Source organism: Bradyrhizobium sp. S3.7.6 (genome assembly GCF_054061875.1).
Genome location: NZ_JBSSEQ010000001.1, coordinates 5,769,441 through 5,793,385, shown reverse-complemented (window position 1 = coordinate 5,793,385; position 23,945 = coordinate 5,769,441). Strand labels below are relative to the sequence as shown.

Genomic DNA, 23,945 nt, shown 5'->3' with positions numbered 1-23,945 from the left:
CCTAAGGCCGTGCGTCATCGGCTGCCGGTTCTCGCAGGGATCACGCCCGACAAGCAGGGAGCGCCGATGACGGCAGCATTCACATTTCCAGGGCAGGGGTCCCAGGCGGTTGGCATGGGCAAGGCCTTGGCCGACGCCTTTCCGGTGGCGCGCGCCGTGTTCGACGAGGTCGATGCCGCGCTTGGGGAGAAGCTGACGGCGATCATCTGGGATGGTCCTGCAGAAACGCTCCTGCTTACCGAGAACGCCCAGCCGGCGCTGATGGCGGTATCTGTCGCCACGCTGCGCGTGCTGGAGGCCGAAGCCGGGTTTTCCGTGGGGCGGGATGCGGCCTTCGTCGCCGGCCACTCGCTCGGTGAATATTCGGCGCTGGCTGCGGCCGGCAGCCTGACGATCTCGGACACCGCGCGGTTGCTTCGCACCCGCGGTCTCGCAATGCAAAAAGCCGTGCCGGTCGGCGCCGGTGCGATGGCCGCTCTCCTTGGTCTCGACTACGAGGCCGCCATGGAGGTCGCAGGCGAGGCGGCACAGGGCCAGGTCTGCCAGGCCGCCAACGACAATGGCGGCGGGCAGGTGGTCGTCTCCGGCGACAAGGCTGCGGTCGATCGCGCCGTCGAGATTGCCAAGACCAAGGGTGCCAAGCGCGCAATGCTGCTGCCGGTGTCCGCACCGTTCCATTGCAAGTTGATGCAGCCCGCCGCCGACGCCATGGCGGAGGCGCTGGCGAAGGTCACGATCAAGGCGCCGGCGGCGCCGCTGGTGTCGAACGTGCTGGCGAGCGCCATCAGCGATCCCGACGAGATCCGTCGCCGCCTGGTCGAGCAAGTCACCGGCACGGTGCGCTGGCGCGAGTCGGTTGCCTATATGGCAGGGCAGGGCGTCAACCGCTTCTTCGAGATCGGCGCTGGCAAGGTGCTGTCGGGTCTCGTCAAGCGCATTGCGGACGGCGCTGTCGGCGTGTCGGTCGGTGGTCCCAACGACATTGCCGCCGCCAAGGATGCATTGGCCGCTGCGAAGCAGGCCTAGAGGAGTTTTTCAATGTTCGACCTGACTGGCAAAAAGGCGCTCGTCACCGGCGCGACCGGCGGCATCGGCGGCGCGATCGCGCAGGCGCTGCACGCGCAGGGTGCTACCGTTGCGATTTCCGGAACGCGCAAGGAAGTGCTGGATGAGCTTGCCGGCAAGCTCGGCGAGCGTACCCATGTGCTGCCCTGCAATCTCTCCAAGGCCGACGAGGTCGAGGCGCTGGTGCCCGCTGCGGAAGCCGCGATGGGGCAGGTCGACATTCTCGTCGCCAATGCCGGCATCACCCGTGACAATCTCTTCGTCCAGCTCCGCGACGAGGACTGGGAGGAGGTCATCAACATCAACCTGACCTCGACCTTCCGGCTGGCGCGCGCCGCGACCAAGCTGATGATGCGCAAGCGCTTCGGCCGTATCATTGCCATCACGTCGATCGTCGGCGTCACCGGCAATCCCGGGCAGGGCAACTACACGGCATCGAAGGCCGGCCTGATCGGCATGATCAAGACGCTCGGTGCCGAATACGCCAAGCGCGGCGTGACCGCGAACTGCATCGCTCCGGGCTTCATCAAGACGCCGATGACCGATGCGCTCAACGACAAGCAGCGCGAGACGATTCTGGCCAAGGTTCCGGCTGCCCGCCTGGGGACGCCGGAGGACATCGCAGCCGCCGCCGTCTACCTGAGTTCGAACGAAGCGGCCTACGTCACAGGACAAACCATCCACGTCAACGGCGGCATGGCCATGATCTGACGTCTCCTTCCGCACTGCCCACATGGGCGGTGCGGGATGCGGCAAACGGCCGTTTCCGGTGCGAAATGAGGCTTGTAGTCAAGGCAGTTGAAGTATGATAACCGGACGCTCAACGGATGGGCAAAGAACGCCATTGCAGGTTTTTGAAACCCTGTATATTGGCGATGCGGAGCCTTGGCCGTCTCGCCGGGCCTGCATCGGTTAAGATGGGGCCAATCAAAGTTCGTAAGCGAAGGCAGTCAACGACCACGACGGCTCGTATCGTCCCGGGGGGTCGGGTCTACAGGGAACAACACGAGGTTATGCAATGAGTGACATTGGCGAGCGGGTTAAGAAGATCGTGGTCGAACACCTTGGTGTTGAACCCGAGAAGGTTGTCGACGCTGCGAGCTTCATCGACGACCTCGGCGCCGACAGTCTGGACACCGTCGAGCTGGTGATGGCGTTCGAAGAAGAATTCGGTTGCGAGATTCCGGACGACGCCGCGGAGACAATTCTCACCGTCGGCGACGCCACGAAGTTTCTCGAGAAGAACGCGAAGAGCTAAGGCTCTTCATTTTCGCGGGGACAACATTGAAACCGGACGGGCCGCTGACCAGCGGTCAGCCGGTTTCTTGTTATTGGCCGTGAATCTTTCGATGCGGAGTTTTCGAACATGAGGCGGGTTGTCGTCACTGGTCTCGGCATGGTGTCGCCGCTCGGCTGCGGCGTCGAACCGACCTGGAAACGCATCCTCAACGGCGAAAGCGGCGCACGCAGGATCGAGAGCTTCGATGTCTCCGATCTTCAGACCAAATACGCCTGCACCGTCGTGCGCGGCGACGGCACGAACGATACTTTCAATCCCGATACCTGGATGGAGCCGAAGGACCAGCGCAAGGTCGACGACTTCATCATCTTCGGCATGGCCGCAGCCGGCCAGGCGCTCGATGATGCCAACTGGCATCCCGAGACCGAAGAGGACAAGTGTGCGACCGGCACCATGATCGGTTCCGGCATCGGCGGCCTCACCGGCATTGCCGAAACCGCGATCCTCCTGAAGGAGCGCGGACCGCGCCGGGTGTCGCCGTTCTTCATTCCGGGCCGCCTCATCAATCTTGCCTCCGGCTACGTCTCGATCGCGCACGGCCTGAAGGGGCCGAACCATTCGGTGGTCACGGCCTGCTCGACCGGTGCACATGCGGTGGGCGACGCCGCCCGCCTGATTGCGCTGGCCGATGCCGACGTCATGGTTGCCGGTGGCGCCGAGTCGCCGATCAGCCGGATCGGCATTGCCGGCTTCAACGCCGCGCGCGCGCTCTCGACCGGCTTCAACGAAACGCCCGAGAAGGCATCGCGTCCCTACGACAAGGACCGCGACGGCTTCGTGATGGGCGAGGGCGCCGGCGTGCTCGTCCTGGAAGAACTCGAGCACGCTCAGCGCCGCGGCGCCAAGATCTACGCCGAGGTGATCGGCTACGGTCTTTCGGGCGATGCCTACCACATCACCTCGCCGTCGCCCGATGGCGATGGCGGCTTCCGCAGCATGGCGGCAGCGCTCAAGCGCGCCGGCCTCACGGCATCCGATCTCGACTACATCAACGCCCACGGCACCTCGACACCGCTCGGCGACGAGATCGAGCTCGGTGCGGTCGAGCGGCTGCTCGGCAACGCCGCTTCCAAGGTCGCGATGTCCTCGACCAAATCCTCGACCGGCCATCTCCTTGGTGCCGCCGGCGCGATCGAGGCGATCTTCGCCATTCTCGCGATTCGCGATAATGTCGTGCCGCCGACCATCAATCTGGACAATCCGTCGGTGGAGACTGCGATCGATCTCGTGCCGCACATTGCGAAGCAGCGCGAGGTCAACGTCGCGTTGTCGAATTCTTTTGGTTTTGGCGGTACCAACGCGTCGGTGATCTTCCGCCGCCTGGTTCATTAGTTTGCGTTTGAAACGAATCCACCGTTTTGCCGTATTCAGCGATAGTCATACCCCGTGGGCGCGTGCATTGGCTCGACAAGCGATTGTCTGGCCGCGATTGAACCGGCAGGATTCAGGTTGCTTCGATGAGTGAAAGGCCGCCCATTTCGCCCCGGAGTCCGCGGGCAGCGCTGGAGCCCGAGCAGGTTCCGCCGCCGCCGAGGCGATCGGACCGGGCGCGCAATCCCTTCGTGATCGTCGGCAACGCCATCATCACCCTTCTGCTGATCGCCATGCTCGGCGCCGGCGGCGTCTACTATTACGGCCGGCAATTGCTCGAGGCGCCGGGGCCGCTGAAGGAAGACAAGATCGTCAACATCCCGCAGCGGGCCGGTAAGCGCGACATCGCCGAGACGTTGAACCGGGAAGGCGTGGCCGACGTCAATCCGTGGGTGTTCATCGCCAGCGTCGCCGCGCTGAAGGCGAGCTCGGACCTGAAGCCGGGTGAGTATTCGTTCCAGAAGAACGCCTCCTTGCGCGACGTCATCGCCACCATCGTCGAGGGCAAGGTGGTGCAGCATTCCGTCACGATCCCGGAAGGCCTGACCTCCGAGCAGATCGTGGCGCGGCTGTCCGACAACGACATCTTCACCGGCAGCGTCCGCGAGTTGCCGCGTGAAGGCACGCTGCTGCCAGAGACCTACAAGTTCCCGCGCGGGACCCCGCGCGATCAGGTGATCCAGCGCATGCAACAGGCGCACAAGCGCGTGCTGGCCGAGATCTGGGAGCGCCGCAGCCAGGACATTCCGGTGAAATCGCCGGAGCAACTGGTGACGCTGGCCTCGATCGTCGAGAAGGAGACCGGCAAGCCGGACGAGCGCAGCCGTGTCGCTGCCGTATTCGCCAACCGGCTCAAGCAGAAAATCAAGCTGCAGTCCGATCCGACCATCATCTACGGCCTGGTCGGCGGCAAGGGTACGCTCGGCCGTCCGATCAAGCGCAGCGAGATCACGCAGCCTTCGCCCTACAACACCTATGTGATCGAGGGACTGCCGCCGGGCCCGATCTCCAACCCCGGCCGCGCCTCGCTGGAAGCCACCGCCAACCCGGCCCGCACCCGCGACCTCTATTTCGTCGCCGACGGCACCGGCGGGCATGCCTTCACCGAAACCTACGACGCGCACCAGAAGAACGTCGCCAAGCTCCGCGCGATGGAGAAGCAGATCCAGAACGACACGGTCGAGCCGGCCGAGGATGCGCAGCCGCCGGCGGCCGCCGCGCCCGGCGCGGCCGCGGATCCGCCGACCGCGACCACGCCGGCGCGGCCCAATCAGCAGAAAAAGCCGCCAGCCGCTCGCCCCGCCAATCCCGCGCCCGCCCGCCAGGGCGCGGTGCAGCCGTCGCCGCCGGTGGTCCAGCGCTAGGTTCGCGCAGATCTGCCTGCGGGACTTTGCGGATTCCACTTTCCCGCAAAATAGTCTTAAGATTCGCGTGGCCTGATGGGCCTCGCGAATCCTGAGTTTCCGGAGAAATTGACCTGATGGCGCTGTCGTCCATGACCGGCTTTGCCCGAAGCCACGGCGCTAGCGGGCCGTATACGTTCGAATGGGAATTGAAGTCGGTCAACGCCAAGGGCTTTGACCTCAGGGTGCGGTTGCCGCAGGGGTTCGACGAGCTTGAGGCCCACGCCAAGAAGCGCGCCGGCGAGCTTTTGTCGCGCGGGACCGTCTACGCCAATCTCAACGTCAAGCGCGCCAACGCCGCAGCTTCCGTCCGCGTCAACGAGGACGTGCTCAATGCCGTCCTGAAGGCGGCCGCGATGATCGCCGGCAAGGTCGATGCGGTCGCGCCGAGCGTCGACGGCCTGCTCGCCATCAAGGGCGTCGTCGAGGTTGCCGAGCCCGAGGGTGACGAGGAGGAGGACAAGGCCGCGCGTGCCGCCGCCGCGGAGGCCTTCGACAAGGCGCTCGCCGATCTCGTCGAGATGCGCAAGCGCGAGGGCACGTCGCTCGGGCAGATCCTGACCCAGCGGGTCGACGAGGTCGAAGTGCTGGCGAGGAAGGCGGAAGCTGCGCCGGGCCGCAAGCCCGAGGCGATCAAGGCGAGGCTCGCCGAGCAGATCGCGACCCTGCTCGACACCTCCGACCGGTTCGATTCCGACCGCCTGATGCAGGAGGCGATCCTGATCGCCACCAGGGCCGACATCCGCGAGGAGCTCGACCGCATCGCCTCGCACATCGCGCAGGCGCGCGAGCTGATTGGCAAGGGCGGCCCAATCGGCCGCAAGCTCGACTTCCTGGCGCAGGAGTTTCACCGCGAGGTCAACACCTGCTGCTCGAAGTCGAACGACATCGAGCTGACCAATACGGGCCTGGCCATGAAGAACGTGGTCGAGCAATTCCGCGAACAGGTCCAGAATCTGGAGTGATCGATGACGACGGGCGGTCACGGAACTGACGGTGTCGAGCGGCGTGGATTGATGTTCGTGCTGTCCTCGCCGTCGGGCGCGGGCAAGACGACGCTGTCGCGTCTGCTGATCGACCGCATGCCCGGCCTGCGGATGTCGGTCTCCGCGACCACGCGGGCGATGCGGCCGGGCGAGGTCGACGGCCGCGACTACCTGTTCGTCGACAAGGCCAGGTTCGGCGCGATGGTGAAGGGCGACGAGTTGCTGGAATGGGCGACGGTGTTCGACAACAGCTACGGCACGCCGCGTGCGCCGGTCGAGGCGGCGCTGTCGGCCGGGCAGGACGTGCTGTTCGACATCGATTGGCAGGGCACGCAGCAGCTCCGCGAGAAGGCGCGCGCGGACGTCGTTAGCGTGTTCATTTTACCGCCCTCGGCCGCCGATCTCGAGAAGCGGCTGCATTCGCGCGCGCAGGATTCCGACGAGGTGATCCGCAAGCGCATGAGCCGCGCCAGCCACGAGATGAGCCACTGGGCCGAGTACGACTACATCGTCATCAACCACGCGGTCGACGAGGCGTTTGCCGAAGTGCAGTCGATCCTGAAGGCCGAGCGCCTCAAGCGCGAGCGGCGGACTGGCCTCGTTGGTTTCGTACGAGGTTTGCAAGGCCAGCTTCAAGGTTAGGCTTCGCGAGGCGCGGTCCTTCCTGCGCCAGCCGTTCCAGCATCGCCGTGATCACGTCGACGTCGACGGCGTCCTCGATCTGCACGTCGTCATCGCGATCGGCCGCCCCCTTGTCATTGATGTCGTTGGCCGCGAGCCGGGGGGCCGATGCCTCGATCTCGAACTCTCCGTTGAACATGTTGGCCTCGTCGAGCTCTGCGACCTCGTTGCGGGCTTGGGGCGCCCGCTGATCGACGGCATCGATCGCGTGATCGATCGCCTTGAGCTGCGCGGCCTTGGGCTGCGCGGCTTCGCGCTGGGCAGCTTGGGGACGCGCGGCCGCCTGGGGACGGGCGGCATCGAAATCCACCGGGCGCGGCTGCTGCGCGCGCGGCGCGGCAGTCGGCATCGCCTCGAGCCAGGGTGCGCGGCCGTCGTCGTGCGGCTCCCGATTGTCCCAATTGACGCGACGATCCTGGACGCGGACGCGTCGTCCGCCTGCGAAGCGATAGATGATGCTGGCGAGGAGGCCGGCGAGCGCCAGCGCGCCACCGATCACGAGCAGCAGCGTCTGGAGCGAGCCGGTCGCTTTATCGGTGGTGGCATCTGCCGCGGCAAGCGTGACCGGGGCAGGGGATTTTGACGGCTTCGCGCTCGGCGGCGCAGGCGAGGCGACAGGAGCGGGCGCAGCCTGCGGTGCGGGCGACGGAGCCGCGGCGGAGGCATCGGGCCAGCGCGTGGCGACCGGGGGCTGCTGCGCGTTGCTGTCAGCGGAGGGAGTGGCAGCTTGTTGCATCGGCGCCGGTTTCGCTGGTGCGGGCGCATTCGGCGTCGTCGGCGCGGTATTGCCCTGCGGCGTCAGATATTCGGCGCGTGCGTCCTGCACTGGGTGCTGCTGCGGCGCTGCTGAATCTGCCGTCGGTGCATCGGGCGCAGCCTGCGCGGTCTGCACGGCCTTGGCGCTGTCCTTGCCGCCTTCGGCGCGCAAATACCAGCATTGCCGCTTGCTCCCGCGCTCCAGGCGATAGTACCAATGCTGCCCCTGCGGCGCGACGCCCTTTGGCGAGGCGAGGCAGTCGCTGGCGGCATTTGCCGAGCTCGTTGCCTCCGGTGCATTCTGCGACACGGCGGCCAGTGGTGTGCCGGCGATGATGCTGCCGACAAGCGCAGATATGAACTTCGCGGTGCGGTTGCCCATCCTGGTCTCCCGATTACGCATAACGCAACTCTTTACCTTCCCTTTGTCATCAAAGACTTGGGTGGCAATGAGCCGCAAATCCGGAGAGGATGTGGCTTGAATCGGGCCTGCGCGGCGTTCGTTCCGCCGCGAATTCAGGCGTTTTCGAGGGCTATTGCTTCGCCGAACTCCAGGTTCCGCCGCAGCCGTCGGAGCGGCGCCACGTTCCGGAACCACTGCGGCCCGAGAGCCGGCCCGTGCTGGTAAAGGTCACGCCTTGGCCCTGGCCGAACGTGCTGACCGAGCCGCCCGTGCTGACGGTTCCGCGAACGCCTTCGCCGATGATCTTGCCCGAGCTCACGACGACAGCGCCGCTCGTGCTGCCGCCGCAACCAACGCTGACGACCGCCCAGGCACCGTCGAAACCACCGCCGCCACCTCCACCGCCACCTCCGCTTCGCCGAGGCGACGAGCGTTCCTCGGTCGCCGGCTTGCTCCGGCGTGAGGGCGCGGCCGGTTCGGCCGAGCGGCCTGAAGAAGTATCCTGGCGCGAGCCGGACAGCGACTTTTCGTCGTTGCCGATCGAGCCGCCGGCGCTGCCGGACTGCGCGAAGGCGGACGACGAGGCGAGGGCGAGGTTGAGGAGGGACGCAAGGGCGATCGTACGGACGACGGCATTGGGCATGAGGAAACAATCCGAAATGAAAAAGGTATCAGCGGCCGGAGCCGTCGGCGCAGACGGATCCGATAATGCGACAAGCTTTGCCAGCCTTGCCGCATTCGTCAAGCGCGGCATCCCTGGCGTGCTGGATGCTGTCGCGCTGGACCAGCGACCAGGATTTGTCTGATATCGCGAACGCGCCGCAGCGGTTGCCGTAGAAGGAGAGCTCGATCGGACATTTGGCGCCGGCGCAATTGCCGCGCGCATCCGCCACCGCCGCGCGCCGCGAGGCGTGGTTCCACGATATGCCCCATTTGCTGTTGTCGGGACCGTACACGATCGAGCCCCACGGCTTCAGATCCTCCATCTTGCGCATCCGCAGCAGCAGGCCTTCGGTTGCCTCGCCCGTCGGCGCCATCGATATCCGCTGCTGGAGCTTGGTGATCGCACGGGTCAGTCCATCGGGCGTCTCAGGATCGAAATTGAGCTCGTAGAGCCGCTCGCTCAATTCGCTCAGCAGCGCGGCATCGCGCAGCGGCACGCGATCGGGATCGGCGCGCAGCCGATCCGCCGGCAGCGGATCGGGCTGCATCGCCGCGACCTGCGGCGGCGGGCTTTGCGTCGGCGGCACGAAATAGAAGGTGCCGTCGATCGGCGAGGATGACACCCAGGGCTGCTGCGCGCCTGACGTGGCGCGCTTCACGGCGAGGCCGACCTGGTTGAAGGTCTGGAACACGTCGAGGCCCGCGGTCCGGACCGTCGCCGCCAGCGCCTTGGTGTAGGGGCTGTGGCCGTCGCTGCCGTCTTGCGCGACGTTGCCGGGCTGCGTGGCGTAGGAGATCAGCGTGCCCTCCGGCGCGCGCATCTGCGCAAGGCCGCCGTCGGAGGATCGCAGGCCGCGCGAGCCAAACGGGTTGTTGCGGCAGGCGTCGAGGATCACGAGGTTGAGGCGCGTGCCCGATCCCTGCATCTGCCGCAGCACGAGGTTGACGTCGGTCATCTGGAAATCGACATCGGCCTCGCGCGTCGGATTGGCGCCGACAGGCACGAGATAGTTGGAGCCGGCGACCTGCACGCCGTGACCCGCATAATAGAACAGCGCGACGTCGGCGCCCTGGACCTGCCGGCCAAAGCTCTGCACCGCGATGTCCATCGCGCCCTTGTCGAGATCGAGCTGGGCGCGGCCGCCGACCAGTGTGAAGCCGAGCGCGGCAAGCGTCTCCGCCATCAGGCTCGCGTCCTTGGACGGGTTGTCGAGCGGCGTGATGTTCTTGTAGGCGGAGTTGCCGACGACCAGCGCAATGCGCTTCTCGGCCGAGGCCGGCGCCGCCCCGGCGATAAGCAGGGCTGCGGCCAGCGCCGCCAGCCCCACGACGCGATTGAAAATCCTCGCGCGCATGAAAACCCCCAAAGCGAAAATTCTTCAAGGCAATGACGCCAATCTACCAGCCCGGCGCGCCGGCGAAAAGCGGTGCGACATTCTGTGCAGGGCAATCGCATGGGAGCGTTACAGGCCGTCATGCCCGGGCTTATCCCGGGCATCCACCCCGGGCCACGCACGCCGGAATGATGAGGGATGGATCGGTGTTTACTTCCACACCCGCGCCAGCGTCAGCGCCAGACATCCCAGCGCAGTGCTGATGAGTCCCACCAGCGCGTAGGACTGGGCGAACACGCCGGTCTGGATAAAGACCTGGCAGGCGATGGCGATGCAGATTGCGGCCAGCAGCAGGCAGGCGCAGCCAACGATGATAGACAGATAGCATATCGCGGTTGCGACGGGCCTTGCGGATGAAGCAGGATCGTTCATGCAGGGTTACAACGGCGCGGCCGGCGGCGGGTCGATCCGCCGCGGCGTGCGCGCAAGATCATCAGTCGCGGGCGCAGCAATCGACAAGTGCGCGCCAGATGCGCTGAACTTCGATGGTCCGCTGCAGCTCAAGGACGTGGTTCTCGCTTGCATGAGAGGATTTTTCTTCCAATCGTGATTCACGTGGTGCGATCCAGCGCTCGGATATCGGATCGTACCATTTGCCGAGATCGACCAAGTTCGTGTCTCCTCTCTTCGATCCCCCTGGTCTTTTAGCCCATGCGCCTGTTCGTGGTGTTCTGGGTGATGTTGCCGTGCTCGGCCTGTTCGCGAATGTTCTGCTTCTCGTCGTCGCGATGGCCCTTGGTGGTGTCGAGCGGAATTGACGGCGTGCTGCCGGGACCCTTGTGGCTCTGGTTCTCCGCGGGAACAGGCTTGACCGTTTTCGTCAGCGGCTTCGTCATGGGCTTTGACTCCGTCGTTGCCTCACGAGATGCCAACGCATGGGACATTCGCGGCGTTCCAATTGGTGGTCTGATGTGATCGGTGCGGAGGCGACGGGAAGGGCTGTCAGCGAAACCGCCGTGTCACCATTGCAAGCACGAAGACAGGCTCGCTTCCGTCAAACACGCTGAGCGTCCAGCTGTCGCCGGGGCGCAGCGCATGCTCGACGTCGCGGGAGAGGCGGACGGCTTCGCGCCAGGCGGCATCGTCGTCGAGGAGCGTTTCACCGGTCGTGTCGGTGTGAGGTTGCTGGCCCTCGAAATGAAAGAAGTACCGCGCCATGTCGGGCAATGCGGGCCACGCGAATATGTTCCGGCTGCGCGGATCGTTCTAGCCCGCCGAGCGTCCCAGCACTTCGCGAAAGTGCTTCTTCACCGCGCCGTTGCAGGTGCAGGCGCTTGTCTCGAGTGCCGGCGCATCGAGAATCAGGATGGCGCCGCGGCGGGTCGCGAGGATGCGCCTGGCCTTGAACGTCTGGATGACGCGGCTGGCATAGCTGCGGGAGACGCCGAGCATGCTGGCGAGCTGCTCATGGGTAAGGCGGATTTCGTCGCTGCCGATATGCTCTCGGGCCGCAATGATCCATTTCGCCGCGCGTTGCTCGATCGAATGCGCCGCGTTGCAGGCCGCGGTCTGGAGCAGCTGTGCGAACTGGCAGGCTGCGTAGCGCGAAAAAATCTCATGCATGCTGGGCGATCGCTGCTGCGCCTGCTCGAGCGCGCGCAGCGGCAGGCGGACCAGCGTGCCGCCGACCTTCACGACGACGCGGGAAAAGGCCGGCGACGGGCTGCGGCCTGCGGAAAGACCGACCCCGCCCTCGCGGCCCACCAGGAGACTTTCGACCTCGCGGTCATCCTCAACCGGCACCGCGAACGACACGAACGCAGGGCCGCAGGGGAAGTGGACGACGGAGATGCCGTCGCCGGCGTGATGCAGAACGTGGTTGGCGGCGACCTCGACCGATTGCAGGTGCGGCGCGAGCAGCTCGAAATCCTGGGCGCTGAGCCTTCGCAGGAGATCGTTCCTGGGCCGGCCGGTCACTCTTCTTGTCTCTGGGCTCTTCGTTGGCCGGGAATCGGCGTCTCCAGGAAAACCCTACGTTTCCGCGCAGGAACCGACAGTTCCAAAGTGAACACAAGTGTTTGCGGGAAACCGAAAAGTTCGCAGCAGCGAGGCGTCGCGCCGTCCGGCGTTGCCCGCAGGACACGCTGCGAACTTTGTTCTCATCCGGAGAACTACGGAATTTCCAAATGAGCCAGCGCTTGTGGGGCGCCGCGGGCTCTTATCCGAGACGGATCTGGCGTTCGGCCAGGAGGCGGCTTTGGGCCACCTGCTTGCGGTAGGCACCGATCGCCTTGTTGGCGAGCATCAACTGCCGGCGCTCTCCGGTCCTGAGCTGCGCTTCGATGGCATCCAGAATGGTGTTCGCGGTCTCGTCCGGAGGCCCGAGCTCGCCGCTCTGCTCCAGGAAGCTCCAGGCGATGAAGAATGCGCTTTCGACGGTGCAACGAATGGACATGCGCTGCCAACGCGGTGTGGTCGCAGCCGTTCCGCGCGGCGACGTACCTTCAGCGCGCGCAGGTTTCGCGCTACTTCAGCGAGGTGCTGATCGAGCCGAACTTCAACTTCAACGACGAGCCGAGATTGTTGACCACGGCGATGATCGCGAGCGCGATGCCGGCTGCGATCAGGCCGTATTCGATCGCAGTGGCTGCGGTTTCATCGGCCAGGAAGCGGCGAATGGTCTGTATGGCCTCACCAGAATTCCAAAGAGAAAGCTGTCGAGGACTTTAGTTCGCGACGTGCCGGTTCCCCTATTTGGAACCGGGGCTTGCGTCAATTCCGGGTTAATTCGCCGGAGGAAAGCGCGGCGGCGAGACCTCATCCCGCCGCCAAGCCTGTCCAGATTTTCCTGCGCGTCAGTTCTTCAGCACGATGCGGCCGACGACCTTGCCGGCGCGCAACTCGTCGATCCATTTCTGGACGTCGCCCATCGGCTCCTCGCGCATCGGCGTCGGCTTGATCTTGCCGGCGCGGGCGAGCGCCATCAGCTCCTGGGCTTCCGCGAGCGTGCCGACCATGAAGCCTTCGACGGTCAGGCGCTTGTAGACCCATTGCACCATCGGCAGGGTGAACTGGCCGCCCATCAGGCCGGAGACGACGACCTTGCCGCCGCGCGCGGCGACCGCCACGGCAAAGGCCATCGACTTCTCATTGCCGGCGAAATCTACCACCTCGTCGAAGCCGCCCTCGGTTTCCTTCAGGATGCGCTTGATCACGTCGGGCTCGGACGGATCGTAGGCGACGGCTGCGCCGTTCTTCAGCGCGGTCTCGCGTGCGGCCGGCGAGAGATCGGCCACCGTGATCGGCTGCTTGAACATCGCCTGCGCGAACGACAGGCCCATCATGCCGACGCCACCGAGACCGATCAGCAGCAGATTGCGCTGGCGCGGGCGGTCGACCAGGCGCTTGAGCGCGCCGTAGGCGGTCACGCCGGAGCACATCAGGGTCGCGGCCTGGTTGACGGGCAGGGGATCGTAGTCGAGCAGGTACTTTGCGTCGGGCACCAGCACGTGGGTGGCGAAGCCGCCGTCGATGGAGACGCCGAGGAAGCGCTGTTTCGCGCAAAGGTTCTCGTCGCCATTGGCGCAGTCGCGGCACTGGCCGCAGCCGATCCACGGGAACACCGCCTTCTTGGCTCCGACAAGGTTCGCCGGCACGTCCGAGCCGACTTCGTCGACCACGCCCGCGATCTCGTGGCCGAGCGTGAAGGGCAGCGTCATGCCGCGCGTGGTGTCGAGCTTCTTGCCGCCGCCGAGATCGGCATAGCCGTCCTGGATGTGCAGGTCGGAATGGCAGAGGCCGCAGCGCTCGATGCGCACCAGCACTTCGGCGCCTTTCGGCTTCGGCGTGTCGACGATGGTCTCGCACAACGGCGCATCGAACTTGACCAGGGACTGCCGACGCATCAACGCCATATTCCTTCCTCCGAAATTCCTGTTATCCAGCTTGCTTTCGTATATCCGCCAATTCACGCGCCATGGCAACAAAGCCTGATATCGGGATGGTCTCGGCACGCCGCGTCGCATCGACACCTGCGGCCGCGGCAAGGCGAGCGGGATCCGCTTGAAGCGATTTCAGGCTTTGTCGCAGCATTTTTCGGCGCTGCCCGAAAGCGGCGGCTGCGACCTGTTCGAGCAGCTTGCGATCGCAAGGCAGGGGCTCTGCGCGCGGCACCAGCCGCACGACGGAGGAGGTGACCTTCGGCGGCGGCACGAAGGCCGACGGCGAAATGTCGAACAGGATCTTCGTCTCGCAGCGCCAGTTGGCGAGCACGCCGAGGCGGCCATAGGCCTCCTCGTCCTCGCGCGCCACGATCCGTTCACCGACCTCGCGCTGGAACATCAGGACCATCATGTCGTACCAGGGCGGCCAGGGGTCGGTCGTGAGCCAGCCGATCAGGAGCTGGGTCGCGATGTTGTAAGGCAGGTTCGCGACGATCTTGGTTCTTTCGCCATTGAGCAGCGGACGCGGGTCGAAGGTCATGGCATCGCCATGCACGATCTCGAGCCTATCAGGGTAGCGCGCGGAAATATCCTGCAAGGCAGGGATCGCGCGCTCGTCATGCTCGATGGCGATGACGCGTTTGGCGCCGAGCGCGAGCAACGCGCGCGTCAACCCGCCCGGGCCGGGACCGATCTCGACGATGGTGGAGTCCTCGAGCGGCGCGGCGGCACGCGCGATGCGCGCGGTGAGATTGAGGTCGAGCAGGAAGTTCTGCCCCAGCGATTTGCGTGCCGACAGTGCGTGCTGGCGAATGATCTCGCGAAGCGGCGGGAGGTCGTCGATCGCGCTCATCAGCTTTGCGCAGCCGCCATGCGGCTTGCGAGCTTGAGCGCGGCGATCAGGCTTGCCGGATTGGCCTTGGCCGTGCCGGCAATGTCGAACGCGGTGCCGTGATCGGGCGAGGTGCGGATGAAGGGCAGGCCGAGGGTGACATTGACCGCGTCGTCGAAGGCGACCGTCTTGATCGGGATCAGCGCCTGGTCGTGGTACATGCAGACGGCGCAGTCATAGGTGCTGCGTGCGGCCTCGTGGAACATGGTGTCGGCAGGGAGCGGTCCCTTCGCCTCGATGCCGTCGCTACGCAACGCTTTGAGCGCTGGTGCAATCACGGTCTGCTCCTCGTGGCCGAGCGAGCCGTCCTCTCCGGCATGCGGGTTGAGGCCGGAGATCGCGATGCGCGGCCTTTCGATGCCGAAGCGGGATTTCAGCTCGGTCGCGACGATGCGCACGGTCGAGACAATGAGCTCGCTGGTGAGCTGGGCCAGCGCATCGCGCAAGGAGACGTGGATGGTCACGGGCACCACGGCGAGCCGCGGCGACCACAGCATCATCACCGGCTGCGGCACGCGGCCGTTCTTTGCGGCGAGCTCGGCGAGGTATTCGGTGTGGCCGGGATGGCGGAAGCCTGAGCGGTAGAGCACGCTCTTGGCGATCGGGTTGGTGACGACGGCGCCGGCGCGGCCTTCACGGACGTCGGCGACCGCTTGCCGGATCGAAGCGAGCGCGGCCGGCGCGCTCGCTTCATCGGGCTTGCCGGGCTCGGCTGTTGCACTCTCGCCCGTTGCGACCACGGGCAGGGCCTCGGTGAACGCGGCTGCGGCCTCGCCGGCGCTTACCGAGGCAATCCGGATACCGGCGCCGAGGGCCTTGGCGCGGCGAGCGACGAAGGCCTCGTCGCCGAGCAGATAGAAGGCGGGCAGGTTCAGTTCGCGGCGTCTGAGCCAGGCTGCGATCGTGATGTCGGGGCCGATGCCGGCGGGCTCTCCCAGGGTCAGGGCGAGGGGCTTCGAAGGCTTGATGGAAGGTTCTAAGGCGAAGTTGGCCATCAGCGGTTGCGATATTCGATCATCGCCGCTTTCCGGAGATCATCGAGATAGGCCTTCTGGGTCTTCTCGTATTTCTCCGAATACATCTTCTCGCGGACCTCGCGCTTTTTCGGCGTGTCGATCATGGTCGGCTTGCGCGAGCACAGCACGACCATCTCGATGCCCGCCTTGGTGACCTCCGGCGCGGTCAGGTGGCCGATCTGGGTGTCGTCGAGCACCTTGCGAAGCGCGTCGGGCAGTTCCGCGGTGGTCTTGGTGACGGTGTCGCGGATGGTGGCGTTCGGCGTTGAGCGGAACAGCGAATTGGCTTCCTCGCAGCTTCCGACACGCGAGCGATAGGTCTCGGCTTCCTTCTGCCGCGTCTCCAGGAACGCCGGGGACGAGCCGCGTGGCACGATCAGCACGATCGGCTGCATCTTGTACTCGGTGCCCTCGATCTGGAGCTTGTCGCCGGTCTGGGCCTGCACGGCCTGCGCGACGTCGCGCTCGCCGACCATCAGCTTCTCCTTGAAGCGTCCGCGTACGAGGCTGGTCCAGACCATCTCGGCCTTCATGCGGCCCTTCAGCGTCTCGGGGCGGACGCCCTTGACCTCGAGCGACTTGGTGAGCTGATCCGGCGTGATGCGCATGCGCTGCGCCATGCCCTCGTAGGACTGGTTGATGTCGGAGATGCCGGGGTCGACGCCGTATTTCTTGCCTTCCTTGAGCTTCACCTTGTCGTCGATCAGCTCGTTGATGACGTCCTGGCGGCTCGGGGTCTTCTGCGTGGTCAGCTGGTCGAGCTTGGAGCGCTGCTCGATGTCGAAATCGGTGATCGGGTCGCCGTTGACCATCACGACGATGTTCTGCGCGCACGACGGCGCGGGCAGGCCGGTGAGGATCAACCCGGCACCGATGGCGAGGAGGAGGCGAAAAACAGGCAATTGGGTCGTCATGATTATCGCTCGCATGTCAGCCGGGATGAGCTCGCTCTCGGGAGAGCCCGGCCGTCATTTCAGACGGTTCATTGGTAGCCGGCGGACGAGCTGGACCCGGTCGAGGTCGCCAGCGTGCGCAGGCCAATCTGGAACATGAACGCGTGGTTCAGTACGGGCGGCGCCGTGCCCGCAGAGTAACTATACGAAGTTACATAGTTCACGCCGAGCACGAAGCAATCGTCGACATAGCCCGCTCCGAGCACATACTGGTTGATCTTGTTGGCCTCGAGGTCCCAGCGCGCCGAGCCGGTCACCACCCAATTGGCCGCGACCTTGATCGAGCCCGAGGTCAGGATGCCCTCGCGCCGCGTCAGATAGCCGAGCTCCGGCTGCTCGGCGTAATTGCCGTACATCATGCTGACCGACCAGCGATTGAAGTTGGCGCGGCCTTCCGCCTCGAAGCGCTGCACGTTCCAGGTCTGCTCGTCCATGCGGGAGCGGACGCTGAACGTGTAGGTGCTGTTGGGCGAGTAGCTGGCGCTCGCCACGTAATCCGAGCGCGGCTTGTCGAGGCCGGAATCAAGGCCGGTGTTGATGGTGTCCTGAACCGTGTAGGAGTTCAGGCCGAACAGCTGGTAGGACTGGCCGAACAGCACCTTGACGGCGCCGCCCTTGTCGAACTGCGTGGTGGACTGCACGCCGACATTGGCGCGGCCGCCGCCCTCGACGCGGTCGTAACCGGAGAACTTGTCGACGCTGAACAGGTTCGAGGTGTCGAACACCATGCTCTGGGCGTCCTCGTTCGGGAACTTGCCGGCATAGGGCTCGTTCGGCCGGATGATGACCTGCGCGATCGGCTCGATGGTGGTCGAGCCCCAGGGCTGAACGTTGATGAAGGGATAGCGGTATTCGAGGCCGACGGTCGGCATCAGGCGGAACGCCTGGGTGTCGCCGACCGGCAGGTAGTTCGACACGCCCGGCTGGTTGGAGATCGAGGCGTTGATCGCGTCGGCGCGGAGGCTGGCGAACGGTGTCCAGATCTCGCCGAACGGGTCGGTGTAGGACTTGCGCCACTGCGCTTCCGCCGTGAGGCGGGTGTAGGTGCCGGGGACGCCGCGCAGCAAGCACTGCGACGGCGTGCGCGCGAGCGGATCGGCCGACGTCGTCGTGCACAGGCTGGCGGTATTGGCGAGCGTGGTGATCGGATCGAACACCGCCGTGTCACGCGACAGGTTGGTGAAGTTGGTCTTGTAGCTGAACTCGCCGCCGAACACCGGATAGTTGAGCACGTTCGAATAGTCGATCACGGGATAGACGATCGGCACCTGGCTCTGGTTGCCCGAGTAGCTCAGCCAGTACATCGTGCGCGCATCGAAGAAGCTGCGATTGCCGACGCCGGTCAGATAGAGCTGCGACAATGCGTCGGTCGGCAGATACAGGAACGAGCCCAGCGGATCGCGGTATTGCGACAAGCGGTAGTCCGAGAAGAAGTAGTAGTCGGACATGACGACGCCGTCCCAGCCCCAGACCCACTTGTCGTTCAGCGCGAACTGACCCTTGGTGTCGACGGCGCCGCGGAACTGGCGGTCGCCGGGCTGGCCGGCGAGTGCGCCGGGGTCGAGTTGGTCGATGCCGTAGACTCGGATCTGGTAGGCGCCGTCCATCAGGCGCTGGCGGTACTCGGCCTGGAACAGCACGCCCTGCCTGGAGGTGATGCGCGGGCTGAAGGTCATGTCCATATCGGGCGCGATCGCCCAGTAGAACGGAACTTCGACACCGTAGCCGAACGGCGTGTTCGACGTGAAGCCCGGCATCAGGAAGCCGGTCTTGCGCTTCACGGTCGGGTCGGGCGTCGAGAAATAGGGCATGTAGGCGATCGGCACGCCGAAGAATTCGAGCTGTGCCGTCTCGAAATACAGCATCTTCTCCTGCTGGTCGTGGATGATGCGCGCACCCTTGACCTGCCACAGCGGCGGCTTCTTCGGATCGTCCTTACACGGCGCGCAGGCCGTGTAGACGCCGTTCTCGAACACCGTGTAGTTGCCGCTGGAGCGGTCGGCGCGGCTCGCCGCCATGCGGGTCTGGTCGGCGGTGTCCACGCGCAGCGAATCGACGAAACCGTCGCGGTAGTCGTCGGAGAGATCCAGGATCTCGGCATAGGTGATCTTGCCGTCGGCATCCGTCATGCGGACGTTGCCTTCGGCATGCAGCCGCTTGGTCTTCTGGTCGTAGATGACCTTGTCGGCCTCGACGCTCGTGCCGTTGTAGAACAGCTGGACGTTACCGACCGCGGAGACGCGCGAATTGTTGTAGTCGTAGTCGACCTCGGTCGCCTGAACCAGCATCTGGTTGTCGTTGGCGACCTTCGGCGGCTTCGCACGCGGCGGCAGCGGATTGTAGGTGAAGCTCTGAGCGGAGGCCGGCGTCACGGCCGCAACGTCCATCAGCCCGCCGAGCGACGCCACGGCGGCGACGGCCAGCAGGAGCCTGCGAATGGACAAGCCGTATCCGTTCGCGCGCACCACAGTACGCTGCGTCAAACAAGACACGAGCCCTCGATGGACGGCAGTCACTAACCGTCCTCCTGATACAACAAGGCCAAAAAGCCGGTGAGGCCGCCCACCACCGCGGGCAACCACGCCGCAGCGATCGGATGCATCAACTCAGCCTTGCTCAAGTCTTCAGTCACTTTCGACAAAACGTAGAGCAGAAAGCCTGCGCCCACGCCACTCAAAACCATCTTCTGCACGCCGCCCATCCGGAAGAAACGCAACGACACGGAAGCCGCCAGCATCACCATGGCGGCCAGCAAAAACGGCTGTGCCAGGAGCTTGTGATACTGGAGTCGATAGCCGGCTGTCGCGAAGCCCGAGCTCTCCGAGGAGCGGATGTAGCTCGGTAGTTGCCAAAAGGACACAGTCTCGGGTGTGGAAAAGCTGTTGCGGATCTGGGCTTCGGTCAGCGTCGTCGGAATCTCCAACGTCGCCTGGTCGATCGGCGGCGAATCCAGCGAGAAGCGGCGCACCGATTTGAACAGCCAGTGACCGGACTCCAGCGCCGCCTCGCGCGCCTCGATCCGCTCCTTGAAATGCCAGTCCGTATCGAATCGGAACAGGGTCAGGCCGGTCAACCGGACGCCCTGCTGCTCGCTGCGCGCCGCGTTGATGATGACCTGGCCGTCATTGGTGACCTGGTTGAGCCAGAAGCCGGAGGCGTCCTGGATGCCGCCGCCGGGGGCCGAGCCGAACAGCTCGGCTTCCATGCGCTTGGACAGCTCGCGCAGGTTCGCCGACATCGGATTGTAGGCGACGGTGGCGATCACCCCGATCAGGAGCGCGCTGCCGAGAGCCGGCGAGATGAATTGCCACGCGGAGATTCCGGCGGCGCGCGCGACCACGAGCTCGAGCCGGCGGGAGAGGGCGAGATAGCAGGTCATGGCGCCGATCAGCATGCAGAACGGCGTCAGCTTCTCCAGCAATTGCGGGACCCGGAACAGCGAGGTCTCGGCCACCATGATCGCGGAGGCGGATGCGAGCCCTGAGGTCTTGCGCACCATCTCGATGTAGTCGACCAGCACCAGCAGCAGGAAGATGCCCGCGAACACGCCGAGCGCCGCGACGACGAAGCGTCCGGCGAAATAGCGCCCGAGGGTGTTGGTGAGCATGCTCATGCGGCGGCCGGCCGCCCGAACAGCCGCGCGATGCGCGCGTTCGACCTGTTGATGGCCTCCATGAGGCGGGGCGGCGGCTCGACCACGATGCCGCCGATGATCAACCACAGCCCGACACCGATGGCGCCCAGGACCATCGCGTATTGGAACAGCACTGGGCCAGGCGACTTCACCGCCATCACCGAGCAGGCGAATCCCGCCATGCGCAGGCCGAACACGGCGATCACGGAGCCGCCGATCGAGAAGTTGCGGCTTTGGCGCGTGGTGCGCGGCGCGCCGAGGAAGGCGAAGGTCAGCACGGCAAAGGCGAAGGGATAGATCGGCGCCAGCAGGCTGTCGTGCAGAGCCGAGCGGAACTGGCCGGGAATCTGCTTGTAGACCGGATCGTCCTCGGACGGGGAGAACAGCTCCCAGAGATAGCGCTCGCGGATGCCGAGGGTGACGTCGTGACCTTGGCCCGAGAATTTCGACATGTCGAAGCCGTAGCGGCCGAAGGCCACCAGCGCGGGATCGCGCTTGCCGGCCTCGAAGCGCTGGAGATTGCCGTCCTTGAGCACCAGGAACGAGCCGTTGTCGTTCTTCACGACCTCGCCATGCTCGGCGACGATCGAGACGCGCTCGTTAGGATCACGGCGATCGTCGATGAAGATCCCGGCGAGGATGCCGCCGGGCTGGCGTTCGCGGATCCGGATCGTGAGGTTCTTGTCGAGTTGGGCGAAGCGGCCGGGCTGGAGGATGTTGGTGAGCACGTCGGCGGTGATCTCGGCGTCCCACTGCTTGATCCGCCGCATGCCGTCGGGGGCGAGATAGGCCGCGATGAAGGCGACCAGCAGCGCCACGACACAGGTGGCGTAGAAGAACGGATAGAACAGCCGGAACGGCGAGAAGCCGGCGGCATTCATCACGATGATCTCCGAATCGGTCGCGAGCTTGTTCAGCGTGTGCGAGATCGCGATCATCAGCGCGATCGGCGAGATGATCAGGACCAGTGCCGGCACGACGAGGCTGGTGATGCCGAGGAAGGTCAGGATGGTCTGACCCTGGCTCGTCATCAGGTCGATGCCGCGCAACGCCTGCGTAATCCAGATCACGCCGGTGAGGCTGACCAGGACCAGCGCAAACGACGCCAGCGTCGTGCGGAAGATATACCTATCGATTGACCCCATGCGCTACCGCACGAATCCCCACCAGCGCCGCAATGCAGGCCGGAAGTTCGGCTGCCCAACCAATCCCCGATCAGGAGATCCCCAAGGTCGGCCAACCACCTCTTCCACCGGCTTACTCTCTCACTACCATCCCTTTGATCCATCAACAAAATGGCTGCCCCGTGGCGCCGTCAATATATGGTTAATATTTCCCTCGTTGTGGCCCGGCGGCCACGGGGGTGCTTGGCAGCCACCGCGCAGGTGGCCCATAGTGGGGAAAGTCCAGTGAATCGTCGTTCAGCTCCGGCCCGTGGCCGGGTCCGCCCAGCGACGAAAAGCCCGATGTTTTGAAGGAGTTACCCATGTCCGATGCCATCAAGGTCGGCTTTGTCCCGCTGTCTGCTGCCGCCCGTGGCATTCTGGTCGTGTTCTGCGACGACACTCTGAAGCTCGGTCCGGCGACGGCCAAGGCACTCGGTGGCGCCACTGAGCTGGTCAAGCGGGCGGCCTCCGCCGCCGGCTTCAAGGGCAAAAGCGGCGCCGCGCTGGACATCCTGGCGCCGGAGGGGGTGAAGGCCACCCGCCTGGTCGTGATCGGCGCCGGCAAGGCGGCGAGCCTGAAGGCGAACGACTTCCTCAAATTCGGCGGCGTGGCGGCGAGCAAGCTTTCGGCCGCGGCCGCTGCCATGACCATCATCGCGGAACTTCCTGATGGCGCCATGACCAGCGAGCAGGCGGTTGCGATCGCCTCGGGCCTGCGGCTGCGCGCCTACAAGTTCGATCGCTACAAGACGAAAAAGAAAGACGGCGAGGAGGGCGGCTTGCGCGCCGACGTCTCGCTTGCGGTCGGCGATGCCACCGCGGCGAAGAAGGCGTTTGCCTCGGCCGGCCATGTCGTCGACGGCGTGATCATCGCGCGCGACCTCGTCAACGAGCCGCCGAACGTGCTTTTCCCCGAGGAGTTCGCGCGCCGCGCAGGCCTGCTCCGCAAGCTCGGCGTCAAGGTCGAGGTGCTCGACGTCAGGGCGATGGACAAGCTCGGCATGGGCGCGCTGCTCGGTGTCGGCCAGGGTTCGTCGCGGCCGAGCCGCACCGTGATCATGCGCTGGGACGGCGGCAAGAAGGGCGAGGCACCGGTCGCCTTCGTCGGCAAGGGTGTCTGCTTCGACACCGGCGGCATCTCGATCAAGCCGGCCGGCAGCATGGAGGACATGAAGGGCGACATGGGCGGTGCCGCCTGCGTCGTCGGCCTGATGCACGCGCTCGCCGCGCGCAAGGCCAAGGCCAACGTGGTCGGCGCCATTGGCCTCGTCGAGAACATGCCCGACGGCAATGCGCAGCGGCCGGGTGACATCGTCACTTCGATGTCGGGCCAGACCATCGAGATCATCAACACCGACGCCGAAGGCCGCCTCGTGCTGGCGGACGTGCTCTGGTACGTCGCGAAAAAGACCAAGCCGAAATTCATGGTGGATCTGGCGACGCTGACCGGCGCGATCATGGTCGCGCTCGGCACCGAGCATGCCGGCATGTTCTCCAACAATGACGAGCTCGCCGACCGTCTGCTCGCGGCCGGCATCGAGAGCGGAGAGAAAGTCTGGCGCATGCCGCTCGGCCCCGAATACGACAAGCTGATCGATTCCCAGTTCGCCGACATGAAGAACACCGGCGGCCGCCATGGCGGCTCGATCACCGCGGCGCAGTTCCTCCAGCGCTTCGTCGACGGCACGCCCTGGGCGCATCTCGACATCGCCGGCACCGCGATGGGCGCGCCGAAGACCGATATCAACCAGAGCTGGGGAAGCGGTTACGGTGTGCGTTTGCTCGACCGTCTGGTCGCCGACCACTACGAGCGCAAATGATCTGAGATGACCGAAGTCCTTTTCTACCATCTGCAAAACATGACGGTGGAGAACGTGTTGCCGCCGCTTCTCGAGAAATCGCTCGAGCGCGGCTGGCGCGTCGTGGTGCAGTCGACCTCGCCGGAGCGCGCCGACGCGCTCGACGCGCACCTATGGACCTACCGCGACGATTCCTTCTTGCCGCACGCGACATGGCGCGTGAACGATGCCGCCGATCAGCCGATCGTGCTGGCGATCGAGGAGGACAATCCCAACGGCGCCAATGTCCGCTTCCTGGTCGACAACGCCGCGCTGCCGCAGGACGCGCAGGGCTATGAACGCATGGTGCTGCTGTTCAACGGCGACGATCCGGATGCGCTGGCGTTTGCCCGGAGCGCCTGGACGGATTGCAAGGCGCGGGGATTTGATGTCACCTATTGGCAGGCCGACGAACGGGGCCGTTGGCAGCGCCGGAATTAGCGGTCGTCTGCAATTAATGATAATTTGCACTTTTCGGGCGATGCTGGCTTTTGTCACCTTCGTGCCGCAAAGTGATGTTGGGACAATCGCTTAGGGCCGGTC

26 protein-coding genes are annotated in these 23,945 nt (G+C 65.2%); 9 read left to right on the top strand and 17 right to left on the bottom strand.

Features of this window, described 5'->3' with window-relative positions; translation table 11 throughout:
- Nucleotides 1-66 precede the first annotated feature (66 nt).
- From fabD to gmk, 7 genes are all read left to right on the top strand, one after another.
- A complete protein-coding gene (gene fabD, locus ACVJ5M_RS28630; protein ID WP_063986419.1) occupies nucleotides 67-1,026 on the top strand; it encodes an ACP S-malonyltransferase in 960 nt (319 codons plus the stop codon).
- Between the two features lie 12 nt (nucleotides 1,027-1,038).
- Nucleotides 1,039-1,776 carry a 3-oxoacyl-[acyl-carrier-protein] reductase gene (gene fabG, locus ACVJ5M_RS28625; RefSeq protein ID WP_028147729.1) on the top strand — a complete coding sequence of 246 codons (738 nt, stop codon included), beginning with the start codon at nucleotides 1,039-1,041 and terminating at the stop codon, nucleotides 1,774-1,776.
- Between the two features lie 307 nt (nucleotides 1,777-2,083).
- Nucleotides 2,084-2,323, top strand: coding sequence for an acyl carrier protein (locus ACVJ5M_RS28620; protein WP_008130699.1), 240 nt, complete (start codon nucleotides 2,084-2,086; stop codon nucleotides 2,321-2,323).
- Nucleotides 2,324-2,431: 108 nt separating this feature from the next.
- Nucleotides 2,432-3,697: a beta-ketoacyl-ACP synthase II gene (gene fabF, locus ACVJ5M_RS28615; protein WP_063983697.1), complete on the top strand. Its 1,266-nt coding sequence runs from the start codon at nucleotides 2,432-2,434 to the stop codon at nucleotides 3,695-3,697.
- 125 nt (nucleotides 3,698-3,822) lie between these two features.
- Complete coding sequence (mltG, locus tag ACVJ5M_RS28610) at nucleotides 3,823-5,100, top strand: endolytic transglycosylase MltG (protein ID WP_135215284.1); 1,278 nt, start codon at nucleotides 3,823-3,825, stop codon at nucleotides 5,098-5,100.
- A gap of 116 nt (nucleotides 5,101-5,216) precedes the next feature.
- Complete coding sequence (locus tag ACVJ5M_RS28605) at nucleotides 5,217-6,104, top strand: YicC/YloC family endoribonuclease (protein WP_063983695.1); 888 nt, start codon at nucleotides 5,217-5,219, stop codon at nucleotides 6,102-6,104.
- A 3-nt stretch (nucleotides 6,105-6,107) separates the two neighbouring features.
- Nucleotides 6,108-6,767 carry a guanylate kinase gene (gene gmk, locus ACVJ5M_RS28600; RefSeq protein WP_063983694.1) on the top strand — a complete coding sequence of 220 codons (660 nt, stop codon included), beginning with the start codon at nucleotides 6,108-6,110 and terminating at the stop codon, nucleotides 6,765-6,767.
- Here the strand turns inward: gmk and ACVJ5M_RS28595 are convergent.
- The 17 genes from ACVJ5M_RS28595 to lptF form a co-directional block, all read right to left on the bottom strand.
- Complete coding sequence (locus ACVJ5M_RS28595; protein WP_063983693.1) at nucleotides 6,700-7,944, bottom strand: hypothetical protein; 1,245 nt, start codon at nucleotides 7,942-7,944, stop codon at nucleotides 6,700-6,702. The two genes, gmk and ACVJ5M_RS28595, sit on opposite strands and share 68 nt — an antisense overlap.
- Before the next feature lie 151 nt (nucleotides 7,945-8,095).
- Entirely contained in the window at nucleotides 8,096-8,608 is a 513-nt protein-coding gene (locus tag ACVJ5M_RS28590; RefSeq protein ID WP_063983692.1) for a hypothetical protein, read from the bottom strand.
- Between the two features lie 28 nt (nucleotides 8,609-8,636).
- On the bottom strand, nucleotides 8,637-9,983 hold the full coding sequence (locus ACVJ5M_RS28585; protein WP_354099491.1) for a caspase family protein: 1,347 nt from the start codon (nucleotides 9,981-9,983) through the stop codon (nucleotides 8,637-8,639).
- Between the two features lie 189 nt (nucleotides 9,984-10,172).
- Nucleotides 10,173-10,394, bottom strand: coding sequence for a hypothetical protein (locus ACVJ5M_RS28580; RefSeq protein ID WP_063983690.1), 222 nt, complete (start codon nucleotides 10,392-10,394; stop codon nucleotides 10,173-10,175).
- A gap of 61 nt (nucleotides 10,395-10,455) precedes the next feature.
- Nucleotides 10,456-10,632, bottom strand: a complete 177-nt coding sequence (locus ACVJ5M_RS28575; RefSeq protein ID WP_166095994.1) for a hypothetical protein — start codon at nucleotides 10,630-10,632, stop codon at nucleotides 10,456-10,458.
- A gap of 34 nt (nucleotides 10,633-10,666) precedes the next feature.
- On the bottom strand, nucleotides 10,667-10,858 hold the full coding sequence (locus ACVJ5M_RS28570; RefSeq protein WP_063983688.1) for a hypothetical protein: 192 nt from the start codon (nucleotides 10,856-10,858) through the stop codon (nucleotides 10,667-10,669).
- Between the two features lie 106 nt (nucleotides 10,859-10,964).
- Nucleotides 10,965-11,180 (bottom strand): DUF6894 family protein, encoded by a 216-nt coding sequence (locus tag ACVJ5M_RS28565; protein ID WP_063983687.1) that lies wholly within the window; start codon nucleotides 11,178-11,180, stop codon nucleotides 10,965-10,967.
- Between the two features lie 48 nt (nucleotides 11,181-11,228).
- Nucleotides 11,229-11,939: a Crp/Fnr family transcriptional regulator gene (locus ACVJ5M_RS28560; RefSeq protein ID WP_231144890.1), complete on the bottom strand. Its 711-nt coding sequence runs from the start codon at nucleotides 11,937-11,939 to the stop codon at nucleotides 11,229-11,231.
- Between the two features lie 241 nt (nucleotides 11,940-12,180).
- Entirely contained in the window at nucleotides 12,181-12,417 is a 237-nt protein-coding gene (locus ACVJ5M_RS28555; protein ID WP_028157550.1) for a hypothetical protein, read from the bottom strand.
- 70 nt (nucleotides 12,418-12,487) lie between these two features.
- Nucleotides 12,488-12,649 (bottom strand): Flp family type IVb pilin, encoded by a 162-nt coding sequence (locus ACVJ5M_RS28550; RefSeq protein ID WP_071917505.1) that lies wholly within the window; start codon nucleotides 12,647-12,649, stop codon nucleotides 12,488-12,490.
- A gap of 168 nt (nucleotides 12,650-12,817) precedes the next feature.
- The gene (locus ACVJ5M_RS28545) at nucleotides 12,818-13,876 is read right to left on the bottom strand and encodes an alcohol dehydrogenase (RefSeq protein WP_063983685.1); all 1,059 of its coding nucleotides are present in this window, start codon (nucleotides 13,874-13,876) and stop codon (nucleotides 12,818-12,820) included.
- Between the two features lie 22 nt (nucleotides 13,877-13,898).
- Entirely contained in the window at nucleotides 13,899-14,756 is an 858-nt protein-coding gene (gene rsmA, locus ACVJ5M_RS28540) for a 16S rRNA (adenine(1518)-N(6)/adenine(1519)-N(6))-dimethyltransferase RsmA (protein WP_063983684.1), read from the bottom strand.
- Nucleotides 14,756-15,790 carry a 4-hydroxythreonine-4-phosphate dehydrogenase PdxA gene (pdxA, locus tag ACVJ5M_RS28535; RefSeq protein ID WP_063983683.1) on the bottom strand — a complete coding sequence of 345 codons (1,035 nt, stop codon included), beginning with the start codon at nucleotides 15,788-15,790 and terminating at the stop codon, nucleotides 14,756-14,758. The genes rsmA and pdxA overlap by 1 nt, the downstream gene beginning before the upstream one ends.
- Nucleotides 15,790-16,725 carry a peptidylprolyl isomerase family protein gene (locus ACVJ5M_RS28530; RefSeq protein ID WP_063983682.1) on the bottom strand — a complete coding sequence of 312 codons (936 nt, stop codon included), beginning with the start codon at nucleotides 16,723-16,725 and terminating at the stop codon, nucleotides 15,790-15,792. The genes pdxA and ACVJ5M_RS28530 overlap by 1 nt, the downstream gene beginning before the upstream one ends.
- A 68-nt stretch (nucleotides 16,726-16,793) precedes the next feature.
- Nucleotides 16,794-19,280, bottom strand: coding sequence for an LPS-assembly protein LptD (locus ACVJ5M_RS28525; RefSeq protein WP_063983681.1), 2,487 nt, complete (start codon nucleotides 19,278-19,280; stop codon nucleotides 16,794-16,796).
- Nucleotides 19,280-20,377, bottom strand: a complete 1,098-nt coding sequence (gene lptG / locus ACVJ5M_RS28520; protein WP_063983680.1) for an LPS export ABC transporter permease LptG — start codon at nucleotides 20,375-20,377, stop codon at nucleotides 19,280-19,282. Before lptG ends, ACVJ5M_RS28525 begins: the two co-directional genes overlap by 1 nt.
- Complete coding sequence (lptF, locus tag ACVJ5M_RS28515) at nucleotides 20,374-21,543, bottom strand: LPS export ABC transporter permease LptF (protein WP_063983679.1); 1,170 nt, start codon at nucleotides 21,541-21,543, stop codon at nucleotides 20,374-20,376. Before lptF ends, lptG begins: the two co-directional genes overlap by 4 nt.
- Nucleotides 21,544-21,884: 341 nt before the next feature.
- Here lptF and ACVJ5M_RS28510 point away from each other — a divergent pair, with 341 nt between their 5' ends.
- Complete coding sequence (locus ACVJ5M_RS28510; RefSeq protein ID WP_063983678.1) at nucleotides 21,885-23,384, top strand: leucyl aminopeptidase; 1,500 nt, start codon at nucleotides 21,885-21,887, stop codon at nucleotides 23,382-23,384.
- Nucleotides 23,385-23,390: 6 nt separating this feature from the next.
- Entirely contained in the window at nucleotides 23,391-23,843 is a 453-nt protein-coding gene (locus ACVJ5M_RS28505) for a DNA polymerase III subunit chi (RefSeq protein ID WP_014495779.1), read from the top strand.
- The last annotated feature ends 102 nt before the right edge of the window (nucleotides 23,844-23,945 follow it).